This is a genomic window from Vibrio sp. KUL78 (assembly GCF_059725505.1).
Genome location: NZ_AP045837.1, coordinates 123,280 through 135,319, shown reverse-complemented (window position 1 = coordinate 135,319; position 12,040 = coordinate 123,280). Strand labels below are relative to the sequence as shown.

11 protein-coding genes and 1 pseudogene are annotated in these 12,040 nt (G+C 49.5%); 2 read left to right on the top strand and 10 right to left on the bottom strand.

The features are described from left to right. Positions 1 to 5: 5 nt before the first annotated feature. The 10 genes and pseudogenes from ubiE to AC6I8Y_RS00610 form a co-directional block, all read right to left on the bottom strand. A complete protein-coding gene (gene ubiE, locus AC6I8Y_RS00655) occupies positions 6 to 788 on the bottom strand; it encodes a bifunctional demethylmenaquinone methyltransferase/2-methoxy-6-polyprenyl-1,4-benzoquinol methylase UbiE (protein ID WP_042477886.1) in 783 nt (260 codons plus the stop codon). A gap of 45 nt (positions 789 to 833) precedes the next feature. Further along, positions 834 to 2,348 carry a DNA recombination protein RmuC gene (rmuC, locus tag AC6I8Y_RS00650; RefSeq protein WP_252013040.1) on the bottom strand — a complete coding sequence of 505 codons (1,515 nt, stop codon included), beginning with the start codon at positions 2,346 to 2,348 and terminating at the stop codon, positions 834 to 836. A gap of 67 nt (positions 2,349 to 2,415) precedes the next feature. Next, positions 2,416 to 2,847, bottom strand: coding sequence for a flagellar export protein FliJ (fliJ, locus tag AC6I8Y_RS00645; protein ID WP_252013039.1), 432 nt, complete (start codon positions 2,845 to 2,847; stop codon positions 2,416 to 2,418). A 49-nt stretch (positions 2,848 to 2,896) separates the two neighbouring features. Further along, positions 2,897 to 4,276 (bottom strand): flagellar protein export ATPase FliI, encoded by a 1,380-nt coding sequence (gene fliI / locus AC6I8Y_RS00640; RefSeq protein WP_234494764.1) that lies wholly within the window; start codon positions 4,274 to 4,276, stop codon positions 2,897 to 2,899. Continuing rightward, positions 4,269 to 5,018, bottom strand: a complete 750-nt coding sequence (fliH, locus tag AC6I8Y_RS00635; protein WP_498020629.1) for a flagellar assembly protein FliH — start codon at positions 5,016 to 5,018, stop codon at positions 4,269 to 4,271. The genes fliI and fliH overlap by 8 nt, the downstream gene beginning before the upstream one ends. A 2-nt stretch (positions 5,019 to 5,020) precedes the next feature. Beyond that, positions 5,021 to 6,038 (bottom strand): annotated as a pseudogene (locus AC6I8Y_RS00630) (flagellar motor switch protein FliG). Beyond that, complete coding sequence (fliF, locus tag AC6I8Y_RS00625; RefSeq protein ID WP_394153837.1) at positions 6,004 to 7,749, bottom strand: flagellar basal-body MS-ring/collar protein FliF; 1,746 nt, start codon at positions 7,747 to 7,749, stop codon at positions 6,004 to 6,006. Before fliF ends, AC6I8Y_RS00630 begins: the two are co-directional and overlap by 35 nt. 3 nt (positions 7,750 to 7,752) lie before the next feature. After that, positions 7,753 to 8,109, bottom strand: coding sequence for a flagellar hook-basal body complex protein FliE (fliE, locus tag AC6I8Y_RS00620; RefSeq protein WP_128648365.1), 357 nt, complete (start codon positions 8,107 to 8,109; stop codon positions 7,753 to 7,755). A 12-nt stretch (positions 8,110 to 8,121) separates the two neighbouring features. Then, positions 8,122 to 9,465 carry a sigma-54-dependent transcriptional regulator gene (locus AC6I8Y_RS00615; protein ID WP_498020628.1) on the bottom strand — a complete coding sequence of 448 codons (1,344 nt, stop codon included), beginning with the start codon at positions 9,463 to 9,465 and terminating at the stop codon, positions 8,122 to 8,124. Beyond that, entirely contained in the window at positions 9,466 to 10,281 is an 816-nt protein-coding gene (locus AC6I8Y_RS00610; RefSeq protein WP_394153841.1) for a MotY family protein, read from the bottom strand. It abuts the gene before it with no gap. Positions 10,282 to 10,848: 567 nt separating this feature from the next. Between AC6I8Y_RS00610 and AC6I8Y_RS00605 the strand changes: the two genes are divergently transcribed. Together AC6I8Y_RS00605 and fliN are read left to right on the top strand one after the other, a co-directional pair. Continuing rightward, positions 10,849 to 11,667, top strand: a complete 819-nt coding sequence (locus AC6I8Y_RS00605; protein WP_498020627.1) for a FliM/FliN family flagellar motor switch protein — start codon at positions 10,849 to 10,851, stop codon at positions 11,665 to 11,667. Continuing rightward, the gene (gene fliN, locus AC6I8Y_RS00600) at positions 11,664 to 12,035 is read left to right on the top strand and encodes a flagellar motor switch protein FliN (RefSeq protein ID WP_042477867.1); all 372 of its coding nucleotides are present in this window, start codon (positions 11,664 to 11,666) and stop codon (positions 12,033 to 12,035) included. The genes AC6I8Y_RS00605 and fliN overlap by 4 nt, the downstream gene beginning before the upstream one ends. The last annotated feature ends 5 nt before the right edge of the window (positions 12,036 to 12,040 follow it).

The window sequence follows — 12,040 nt, the reverse complement described above, 5'->3', positions numbered from 1 at the left end:
AGTCCTTAGAATTTGTATCCACGGTGTAGGGCAACAATACCACCGGTAAGGTTGTAATATTTGGTTTGCTCAAAGCCAGCGTCTTGCATCATGCCTTCCAGCGTGTCTTGGTCTGGGTGCATACGGATAGATTCGGCTAGGTAGCGATAGCTCTCGGCATCATTAGCCACTAGCTCACCCATCTTAGGTAGCAGGTGGAAAGAGTACGCATCGTACACTTTAGAAAGAGGCTCAATGATTGGCTTCGAGAACTCCAGAACCAATAGGCGACCACCAGGCTTGAGTACGCGGAACATTGAGCGCAGTGCTTTGTCTTTGTCCGTCACATTACGAAGACAGAAACTGATTGTGATGCAGTCAAAGTAATCGTCTGGAAATGGCAGCTCTTCAGCGTTAGCTTGAACATAGTGAACGTTACCAACAATGCCAGTATCACGCAGCTTGTCGCGACCCACGTTGAGCATTGAGTTGTTGATGTCGGCAAGCACTACGTGCCCTTTATCGCCAACAATACGAGAAAACTTAGCGGTCAAATCACCAGTACCGCCACCTAGGTCTAGAATACGCTGACCTGGTCGTGCACCACTGCAATCAATAGTGAAACGCTTCCATAGGCGGTGAACACCACCTGACATCAAATCGTTCATGATGTCGTATTTTGCTGCCACCGAGTGAAACACTTCCGCTACGCGCGTTACTTTTTCTTGTTTCGCAACAGTTTCGAAGCCGAAGTGCGTGGTGTCGTCTTGTTGATTTACTTGATTCGATTGCACAGTACTTTCCGTCATTATTCTTCCTCTTGGGCAGCGCTACTTCTCCGTCGCCGCAGACGGTCAGTTTACTTTATCCATGTCTGGTTGTCTTTCCACCAAAGCATCATTTTGTGCAATTTCTGTGAGCGAGGGAGAAATCGAGCGCTTCACCTCAACCCCAAGCTGTTTAAAGCTTTCCGCCTGACGAATCGCATTACCGCGACCCGTCGCTAACTTGTTCATCGCCCCTTGGTAGCTTTGGTTGGCTTTATCCAATGCGCCGCCCAAACCTTCCATGTCATCCACGAAGAGGCGCAGCTTGTCGTAGAGCTTGCTGGCTTTGTCTGCGATCACCTGAGCATTTTGGTTTTGTCTATCGTTGCGCCATAGGTTGTCGATGGTACGCAGCGCCACCAGCAGTGTGGTTGGGCTAACCAAAATAATGTTGCTCTCCATTGCCTCTTTCACCAGACTCGGATCGGCTTGAATCGCCACTTGGAATGCGGGCTCAACTGGGATGAACATCAAGACGTAATCGAGGGAGCGAATGCCCTTGAGTTGATGGTAATCTTTTTGCGACAGCCCGCGAATGTGGTTACGAAGCGCCAATAAGTGATCACTCAGCGCGCGATCGCGCTCGGCATCGGTTTCAGCATTGAAATAGCGCTCGTAGGCAACCAACACCATCTTCGAATCGATCACCACCTGCTTCTCTTGTGGTAAATGAACGATCACATCGGGCTGATAACGCTTACCCGCTTCGTTTTGCAGACTCACCTGCGTTTGATACTCGTGTCCTTCACGAAGCCCCGATTCTGCCAATACGCGCGCCAAGACCACCTCACCCCAGTTGCCTTGTTGTTTGTTGTCGCCTTTCAGAGCTTGCGTCAGGTTCATCGCTTCTTTGGTCATCTGATCATTAAGACGCTGCAGGTTTTTCAGCTCATGCACCAGCGTATGTCGCTCTTTTGCTTCTTGACTAAAGCTATCGTTGACCTGCTTTTTAAAGCCCTCAAGCTGCTCTTTGAGTGGGGATAAAATCCCCTCTAGGCTTTGACGGTTTTGCGCATCAACCTTGGCGGTTTTCGCTTCAAACACTTGATTAGCGAGGCGCTCAAACTGCTCTTTAAGACGTAACTCAGATTGCTGCAACAGCTCCAGCTTCTCTTGATCAGAGCGCTGTTGTTGCTGATAGGTGGCGAGCTGCTCGCGTAACTGCGCCTCAGATTGCGCACGCTGCTGCTTAACCTGCTCAAGCTCGGTAGCGTACTGCTGACGCTCTTGCTTCACCGCCTCGAAATAGCGCAGCTTTTCCATTGCTGCCATCACCTTGCCGTGCGCTTGCTTGAGCTCAAATGCCGACTTGTCACGCTCATCATCCAGCTCATCGAGTTCTTGTTTGGCATCAGACAACTCTTGCTGCATGCGCGCGATTTGCTGCTCAAGTGCCGTCGTCTCGAGCTGTGCTTTGTGTTCCGCTAAGGCTTCTATTTGACGAGATTTAAAATGCAACACCGCAGCGGCAGAAAAGCCAACCACAGTGCTAAGTGAAGTGATTGAAAGTAGGAGGGTTTGATTATCAATAATCCATTGCATTGTTTACTTGCCATCAGCCTTAGTTATTAAGCTAATGGTAATTTATACTGGATAAATGTCCAGATATTTACAGGGAGCGGCGCTTGAAGCGGGCGTTGATGATGTCCTCTATTAGCTTTTGTTCGCGCTTTGCTTTTTCATAGCTCTGCTTTTTGTTCCAGCGCTCTAATACCTGCTCAAGCCCTTGAACGCGAGCCGCTTTTTGCTGTAGCTGCTTTTGTACCGACTGACACTGAGCCTCCATCACGGCTTGCTCTTGCTGATGGTGCACCAACATCTTTTGTAGCATCTGATCCGCCAAGTTAAGGTTCATCAGCCCCACACTGCAGGTTTTCGTTGCCCCTTGATAGTTGCGAGATTTCAGCTCTGAAAGTGCTTCCAACTGAGCACAGAGATGCTCACTCTGATGGCGCATGGATTCGAGCTGAGCGCCGATCTGATCGCGCCTTAGCTCCTCGACTTGGGTCATCTTACCGACTGCGCGGATCTTGCTTTCCATTGCACTGCTTCCTTATTCGCGACGTACGATTTGCGCATCACGTCATCGTTTATTGCGCTTGCTGAGCCTGAAACAGCTGAGCAAGCTCGGTTAAACTGCTGGTTAAGTTCACCGCCTCATTCGCGCCTTGCAACAAATACCCTTTAAGCTGCGGATGCATGGCAACCGCTCGGTCTAACTCAGGGTCTTGTCCCGGCTGGTAGCCACCTAGCGGTAGAAGTTCTTTAACCTGAAGGTAGCTCGAATAAAGCTGTCTAAATTGATTTGCGATCGTGGAGTGCGCCTCTGGCGTGCAGCCAGACATACAGCGACTGATAGAAGCATTGATATCAATGGCAGGATAGTGCCCTTGCTCTGCCAATTGACGAGACAGCACCACATGCCCATCCAAGATCGCCCGCGCCGAATCCACCACAGGGTCTTGTTGGTCATCCCCTTCTGCTAACACGGTGTAGATAGCGGTAAGACTGCCATCTGGATGTTCACTGTTACCGGCACGCTCCAAAAGCTGCGGCAACACACTAAACACGGAAGGCGGATAACCCCTTGAGGCAGGTGGCTCACCTAAAGCCAACGCAATCTCACGCTGCGCCATCGCATAGCGAGTGAGTGAATCCATCAGCAGCAGTACATCGTTACCCTTGTCGCGAAAATACTCGGCGACACGATGACACAGCAGTGTGGCACGCAGTCTCATCAGTGGTGACTCATCGGCAGGCGCCGCGATAATGATTGCCTTGCGGCGCATCTCTTCGGTCAGATTGCGCTCGATAAACTCTCGAACTTCTCGACCGCGCTCGCCAATCAAACCGACCACGATGACATCGGCTTCGGTGTTTTGGGTGATCATGCCCATGAGTACACTTTTACCTACACCACTGCCTGCCATTAATCCGATGCGCTGCCCTTTGCCCACGGTCAGTAAACCATTGATTGCGCGCACCCCCACATCAAGCGGTGTGTCCACTGGGCGTCTTTTTAAAGGGTTAATCGATTTAGGCTCTAGCGAGACACGCTCGCCGCCTTTTAATCTAGGTCCATCATCCAGTGCTTCGCCTAGCCCGTTAACCACGCGACCCAGCCAGTGATTGCCAAGATTCACTGAGCTGTCGCCATCCAGTGGCACTACCTTGGCACCTGCAAACAAACCACCAAGACGTCGAACTGGCATTAGGTAGGCAATGTTATGATCGAAGCCGACTACCTGAGCCTCAATCATGTCGCCTTCGTCGGTCTCTACCAAGCAACGCTGCTCAAGCTTAAATCGGCAACCGACCGCTTGTAGCATTAAGCCATTCACCTTGACCAAACGTCCCGTCACTCGCGCCACGGGCACGGTATCAAGTGATGCTATCGCATCAAACAGTCGATCTTTAAGCAACCTATCTTTGAGCACCCGATCTTTAAGCAGCGGCGACACATTAGACATTGCGTTCCTCGGATTCGTTAGCAATCACTTCATCGAGCAAGTGCTCTTTAACGGCGTCCATGCACGACTCCAATCGAGAGTCGCAGCTTGCGTCTGCTTCGGCGTCTTCAGTCACAAGCTGACAGCCACCCACAGGCAAATCGGCTTTCGCCATCAGCTTCCAGCCCGCGGCAAGCTCTGGGTTAATATGCGTGATGCGCTCAAGGTCCTGAGGGTTTAGGAACACAGTGACCTTTTCCGATTTACCCGGCATGGCTTCTAACGTTTCATCCACCAGCGTGAGAATTTGTTGCGGCATCAGAGTCAGCTCAGCTCGAATCACTTGTTGCGCCACTTTCTGCACTAACTCACAGATCATATGACGCTGTTGCTGCTCTTTTTCCTCTTGCCACCGCGACAATGCCACATAGATATCGTTGACAGGTTTAACTGCATCGACAAACGTCTGCTTACCCGTTTGTTCACCCGAAACAAAACCTTGTTGAAAGCCCTCTTTTTGGCCCTCAGCAATGCCCTGTTGTTTGCCCTGTTCAACCCCCTGATTAAAGCCTTCGCGGTGACCACGCTCCAATCCTTGTTGAAACCCTTCTTCTAAGCGCTCTTGGATATCCATTTGTGTTGGCGCATCATCCCAATTGAGGTCTGCGGCCAGTTCATCACTCGCAGAAGGCTGCGCTACCGGAGGAAAGCGGTGCTGGCGATAACCAGTCGCAGGTAAGGAAAATATCTTAGTGCGCGTCATGATTACTCCACCGTTTGCTCTTGGTATAGCGTGAGCTCAATCTCACCCGCTTCCGACATCTCTTTGATAATCTGCATAATTTCATTACGTGCACGTTCGACCGTACTCAATGGCACCGCGCCGCGAAGCTGCATATCATCTTCTAGCGCTTTCACCATACGCTGCGGCATCGACGCCTTAATGGCTTGCTGCAAGGTGATCTCTGCGCCTTTAAGAGCCACAGACCAAAGCTCAACAGGCACCTGCTGTACCAAGGCGTCCATGGTGTCTTCGCGCTGTCTACCAAGCACCATAAAGTCAAACATGTTCTCTTCAATCTCGCTGACCACGTTTTCATCGTGCAACTTCAGCATTTCCATCAACATAGCTCGGTCACCAGAGAAGCGGTTGATGATATCGGCAACCTGCTTCACCCCTGACATAGGTGCACTTTGACTCACCGATACTTGCTCAATGCAGCGCTCAATCAATTCGTTCAAATCGCCCACGACTTGATGATCAATGTCTTGCAACGTCGCGATTCGATATAAAAGCTCATCGTGATAATCCGACGGCAGATGATTGAGTACTTCTGACGAGGTTTCTGGTGGCAAATAGGCCAAGAAAATTGCCTGCATCTGAGGATGCTCACTGGCGACAAATCGGGCTAGCACTTCAGCTTCTACCCATTGCAGCCTCTGCATGTTGTTGCGAATCTCATCACCATACAGGTTGTTCAACAGCCCTTTCGCAAGGTCGTTGCCCAAAGCTTTGCGAAGTGTATTCGACAAGTACTCTTTTTGAGGCCCCGCGGATGCCACTGTGCTGTCTAAAATCCTCAAAGAAGTGTTGAATAACATTCTTCGCGCTATCACTTTTAATGCCGCTAAGCTTGGCCATTGCTTTAGTGACGCGCTGAGTCTCATCACGAGAGAAGTGGCGTAACACTTGCGCAGCGGCGTCCTCACCCATTCCGAGTAACACCAATGCCGTGCGTTCGACGTGACTAAGCGTTGCTGGCGTTGACTGTGCTGTTTTCATTGACGTTTACCCATTGTTTAAGGACTTCCGCGACGCGCTCTGGCTCTTCGGTCGCAATAAGCTGTAGATGTTTCAATTGCAGTTCTAGCGGCGAACCTGGTGGTGGCAACATGTCGCTGCTCGCATCCAGACCCGACGATGTCGACTCGATACCACGCTCAGTCAGTTTGCGGTTCAGGCGCTCTTCGCGCTCACGCTCTTCACGGGTTTGAATGTTTTCTTGGTACTCTTCTTCTAGAGGGTCTGCAAACTCTAGCTCTTGACCACGCTGGTCAGCGCCAGTTAAGTGCATGATAAGTGGACGTAGTACGAAGAAGATCATCGCCATACCTAGCATGCCACCTATGATGTAGCGTAGCGGCTGCTGAACCGTCGGGTCTTGCCACCAAGGCATCGCCGGTGGCGCTTCAATCTCGATTGGCGTGAAGTTAAAGCTCATTAAACTGAGGCTATCGCCGCGCGCCGCTGAGATACCCACAGCATCGGTGATCATCGTTGAGATCTGCGCGCGCTCTTCTGGTGTCCACGCCGTGCCATTAGGTGCTGCGGTCTCATTAAGTAGCACCGAGACACTTAGCTTATCGATTTGTCCCTGCTGATACTGAGTACGGCGAATACTGCTGCCAACAGCATACTGACGATTAAGCTCACTGCGTGCATTGGTGTTTTGGCTGTCGTTGGTTGGCACTTCACCGGTAACCGGTGGCTGGTTGCTTAGTGAACCTGGGATACCAAGCGCAATCTTATCGACCGTATTGTTTTGGATGCTGTGCTCATTTCTAACCACAGGATTGGAGTCAAGGATCTCTTGAGTCTCTTCCACCTGACTAAAGTCCATGTCGGCGGCAACTTGCACTCGAAAGTTACTTGGACCCACAATCGGCGTCAGCATGTCGGCTGCACGCTGAATGATCTGCTTCTCTACATTCTTTTGGTATTCCAGATATTTAGCATTCACTTTACCTGTTGCTGCAGAAGCCACATCAGCGCTCAGTAGACGTCCATATTGGTCTATCACGGAAACGAACTCTGACTTCATGCCAGTGACACTGCCGACAACCAAGTTGATGATAGCTTCAACCTGATCTGGCTTAAGGTCTTCGCCAGGTTTAAGCTCAATCATTACCGAAGCGGAAGGGTCTTCTCCCTGCTGGCGCACAAACAAGGTTTGTCTTGGAATCGCAAGGTGGACTCGAGCATTTGAAATCGCATTCAAAGAGATGATGGTGCGAACCAACTCACCCTCTAGACCATGTCGATAGCGCGCATTTTCCATAAATTGGCTGGTGCCGAGTGAGCTGTCTTCTTTTAATGAGTCCAGACCCGTTGGCAATTGTGCTTTGACGCCTTTCGCCGCCAGAAGCATACGAATTTTGGCAACTTGACCCTCTGCCACCAGTACTTGACCGTTCTGCTCTTGCAGTCGGTAGGCAATGCCTTCTGACTCCAACACAGACACAATTTCACCGATGTCAAAGCGCTCTTGCTGACTGTAGAGAGGGCGATAGCTTTGCGAAGAACTCCAAAGCGCGACCACTATGATGGCAGCCACAATCGCCGCAAGAACTGCAGACAATACCAAGTTGCGCTGTGAGCTAGACCACAGCTGTTTAAGCTTCGCCTGAACATCGTTCATGTTATTAGGTGTCGACTTAGGTGCGACATCAATGGGACCTGGGGTCGCCGCTGTTTGAGGTGCTAATTCTGACATGTTTTACACCGGCATCTTCATTACATCTTCAAACGACGCAACAACCTTGTTACGCACCTGCATCAGCGCCGAGAACGACAAGCTGGCTTTCTGACTGGCAATCATGGCACCGACCAAGTCATCACTTTGACCCGTTTCTACCGCAGTCATTTTTTGTGATGCTGTAGATTGATGCTGGTTAACCATATCGAGCACGTTTTTCATCGCCCCAGAAAACGCCATTGGAGGGTTCACCTTATTCACATCCATCGGGTTGTTCGCCACTAAGAAGTCGGGTTGTACCTGCTGCTGCATGTTCTGCATTTTGGTGAGCATCAATTGCTCTGCTGATACCGCATTATTGATTGGTTGCATCGCCATCTAAATTCTCCTTTATGCAGCCGAGCCGATGGCTGACTGTAGATCAATTCCTTGCTCACGCATTGCGGCCAACTTGTAGCGTAGTGCGCGTGTGGTTACCCCTAGGGCATCCGCCGTTTTTGTTCGGTTACCGCCAAATTGGCGCAGTTTCTCGAGAATAAATTGGAACTCCGCCTGCTTTTTCACCTCAACATGCCCCATTCCTTGCGCTTTGTGTGTCACAACGTTAGTGGTAGGAAGCTCAACAGGAAGCATCAGGTCTTGCGCGGTAATGTAGTCGCCATGGCGCATTACAAGCGCGCGCTGAATAACGTTCTCAAGTTCACGAATATTGCCGGGCCAGTGGTAATGACACAGCGCCTGCTCTGCATCGGCAGAAAGATGACAGTTGCTGTGCTCCTTGTATTTGTTGATAAAGAATTGGCTAATTGGCAGGATGTCATCTTTACGATCGCGCAGTGGCGGCCAGTGCAGTGGCAACACATCGAGGCGGTAGTAGAGATCTTCACGGAATGTGCCTTTGCGAACTTCTTCGCGCAGATCTTTGTTGGTCGCAGCGATCACACGAATATCTAGGGCGATGGCCTTGTGACTTCCTACTCGCTCAACTTCGCGCTCTTGCAGTACTCGCAATAGTTTAGCTTGGACCGCTGGCGACATCTCACCAATCTCATCAAGCAAAATCGTGCCGCCATTCGCCTCTTCAAACTTACCGGACTGAGATCCCGTCGCGCCCGTGAACGCGCCTTTTACATGACCAAACAGCACAGCTTCTAGCATGGATTCTGGAATCGCTGCACAGTTCACGGCAACAAACGGTTGTGAGCCACGTGGGGATTGGTCGTGTACGTAGCGCGCCAACACTTCTTTACCCGTACCCGACTCCCCAGTGATCAATACGCTTGCACTAGTACATGCGGCTCGATGCGCCAATTGCAGAACCTGTTTGCTACGCCAAGACTCTGCCACGATGTTCGCCATCGGCTTCTCAAGCGCTTCGACACGTTGAATAAGATTGATAAGCTGCGTCGCTTCAAAGGGACGCAATAGGTAATCGGTCGCACCCGCCTTCATGGCTTCAGCAGCAAGCACACCTTGGTCTTGCTCGACAATCGCGATAGCCACGCCCGGATTCGATTTGCGTTGGTGACAAGCAATCCATTCACGCACGCTCATGTCAGGGAGTGCCGAGCTAATTAAGCTGATTGCCGCTTTATCATGCAGTAACGCAGCTCGACCTGTTTTTACGTGGGTGACTTTGAAACCTTGCTCTGTGAGCAGGTCGATGATGGGGTTCGCATTATTCTCACACGGTTCGACGAAGAGAATGTCCTTATGCTTAAGCTGAGTTGGCATTTATTGCACCTCTGTCTTCGTATCCGTTGAAGACGCTGAATTTGAAGATGTGTGTCTCACCACTCTCACGGTGACACGACGGTTTTTCGCTTGACCAAATTCGGTTTCATTGCTACTCACTGGGTAGCGAGCGCCATGGGCACGCACCTCAACCAGAGATTTTGGTGCACCTAACTCAATCAAGGTACTGGCAACATCATCTGCTCGAACGCGCGACATTTGCAGGTTGCTTGTGGTTGAACCTACGTTGTCGGTATGGCCATCGATTAACACTCGAGATACCGCTTGATCTGCATTGATATAGCTCACCAAGGAAGCCAAGGTGCGTCTTTGATCGCCGGAGACCACACGCTGACCAAACTCAAAGTTCAGTACCACATCGCGTGCTTGTTGGTAGTTCATTTCAGGTAAGGCGACACGACAGGCATTAAACGAGACAAAAGCCGATTCAATTCGTGTAGAAGGCAAAACATAGGCGTCACTGTGCGTGTGCTCATCAGACATGGCACTGACTCTTACCCAGGCACCTTTGGTCACGGCTGCAAGCAATGATTCAATGCCGACATCAAAAATGGCGTAGCCTTTGGTCGTTTTAGCAGCTTCATCAACCACGCTGTGCTGCGCAGGAGAATGCCATGGTGCCGTTAATTGAAACAGCTGCGCATGTTGAATAGGTTGGTTGGGTAAATATAGAACGGCGGAAAGCGGATTATTTGGTTCCGCGTGGAAGTAAAACTTCCCCATGTTATTTGGCAATTTATGTTCAAGACGACATTCAAATTCACCTTTCTTTGCCTGCCAATTAACTAAATCCATAGGAATATTAACTTCATTACCAAATGAGACTTTAGTCCCAAAAATAAAGACAATAAAAACCAATATTGGAAACAGTTTATTAACAAACGTAATTGCTGACTGTATTTTACATTCTTCTGACTTACTTAAACTAGCCAATAATAAGTAAGTTCGATTTTTAACTGACGCAGAATTCATATTGCCATCCAATGAAAGCCCTTGTTACTGACATATGTAAACCTAGTTTCACATGGGCACCAGTCAAAAAACCGCCAAACATAGTGCTTATAAAACATAAATTTAGGTAAATCACTCATTCTGATGTTGCTAGCCAACTAGATATAGCGGCTATTTACCAGACGATATATTCGCCCGGATATAATAATTATTGGATTAAGCTACCTGCATTTATTTTATATTTAAAGATGGTTTATTAAGTGAAAACAAACATATGAACCAAGTTCACAAATTTACGTTCAAGAGCTAAAAACAACTAAAAAAACCAGAGTAGACTGACGAAAAATAACAATGTTAACCAATTAATTCTGCTTAACATCCAGCAGAACAGTCGCAGGCTATGAGATAGGTATGAGTGAACAAACTTTGAGTAAACGAGAATCTGTTCAAGCGCTAAACGTTGAATTATTAGGCAAGCCGATTCATATCATCAAAAATAAGCTTGAGTCGATTATTAATAGCTCCCAGCAATATTTATCGACGGAATTACAGGCGTGGCTCAAAACCCCTTCCGTTCATGTCGAACTGACCGATATCCAACTGGAAACACTGGGAAGCAACGTGTTGGATAGTCGCAACAGCGCTGCGCAAAAGCACAACGACAAGGGGGCTCTTTACGTAAGCATCGAACCCGTGATGTTGATGCGACTGTCTGATGAGTTTTACGGCGCAGGGGTTGAGCGCAGTCAAACTGAGCTCACCAATAGTGATATCCGCTTACTGCAGCGAATCACCAAACACATCGCAGGCTGGATAGCACCCGAGGATGCATGGCGGCCTCAAGAGATGGATGCATTATCAGGCGTGGGGATCATCGCAACCCTAACCGTTCAAATGCACGACAAAGTGGCACCACTTTCTATCGTCCTCGACAGTGAACTGATTCAAACCTTAGTTAGCGAACTAGAGCTGACCGCAAACCCAGAACTTGCTGGCGAGTTTTGCCAAGCGCTGCACACTACCCCCGTCAAACTCGATGTTCAGCTCAGCAAGAATGTTATGCCACTCACTCAGGTATTAGCACTCAAGCCAGATGACATCCTACCTATCGAATTACTTAACCATGCCCCAGTAAAAATCGGTAAGCAAACACTGTTTACGGGTCGTGTGGCCGAGCAAGACGGCCAATTGGTATTGATTTTAAACGAAGATAAGGAAAACCACCGATGAGCGACTCGCAAGATCAGACGGCTTTCGACAGCAACGACTTACAGTTCGATGATTTTGAGCTAGAGGACTTCGATGCGGACGTACCTGCGGCTGCCACAACAGCGACGGCAACACGCAATCTGGATTTTTTCAAAAACATACCGGTTACCGTGACGCTGGAGGTCGCCAGCAAAGAAATTGCCCTGGGTGACTTAATGACCGCAGGTGAAGGTAGCATCATTGAGTTAGATAAGCTCAACGGTGAGCCATTGGATGTCAAAGTGAACGGCTCTCTCATGGGACATGCTGAAGTTGTCGTGGTCAACGACAAATATGGACTTCGCTTAATCGACGTCGTGGAATCCGCTCTCACGTCTATGGGACAGTAATCCAT

Bases quoted from the DNA above. Each gene is read 5' to 3' on its own strand.
- ubiE (WP_042477886.1), bottom strand. From the start codon at position 788: ATGACGGAAAGTACTGTGCAATCGAATCAAGTAAATCAACAAGACGAC.
- rmuC (WP_252013040.1), bottom strand. From the start codon at position 2,348: ATGCAATGGATTATTGATAATCAAACCCTCCTACTTTCAATCACTTCA.
- fliJ (WP_252013039.1), bottom strand. From the start codon at position 2,847: ATGGAAAGCAAGATCCGCGCAGTCGGTAAGATGACCCAAGTCGAGGAG.
- fliI (WP_234494764.1), bottom strand. From the start codon at position 4,276: ATGTCTAATGTGTCGCCGCTGCTTAAAGATCGGGTGCTCAAAGATAGG.
- fliH (WP_498020629.1), bottom strand. From the start codon at position 5,018: ATGACGCGCACTAAGATATTTTCCTTACCTGCGACTGGTTATCGCCAG.
- fliF (WP_394153837.1), bottom strand. From the start codon at position 7,749: ATGTCAGAATTAGCACCTCAAACAGCGGCGACCCCAGGTCCCATTGAT.
- fliE (WP_128648365.1), bottom strand. From the start codon at position 8,109: ATGGCGATGCAACCAATCAATAATGCGGTATCAGCAGAGCAATTGATG.
- AC6I8Y_RS00615 (WP_498020628.1), bottom strand. From the start codon at position 9,465: ATGCCAACTCAGCTTAAGCATAAGGACATTCTCTTCGTCGAACCGTGT.
- AC6I8Y_RS00610 (WP_394153841.1), bottom strand. From the start codon at position 10,281: ATGGATTTAGTTAATTGGCAGGCAAAGAAAGGTGAATTTGAATGTCGT.
- AC6I8Y_RS00605 (WP_498020627.1), top strand. From the start codon at position 10,849: ATGAGTGAACAAACTTTGAGTAAACGAGAATCTGTTCAAGCGCTAAAC.
- fliN (WP_042477867.1), top strand. From the start codon at position 11,664: ATGAGCGACTCGCAAGATCAGACGGCTTTCGACAGCAACGACTTACAG.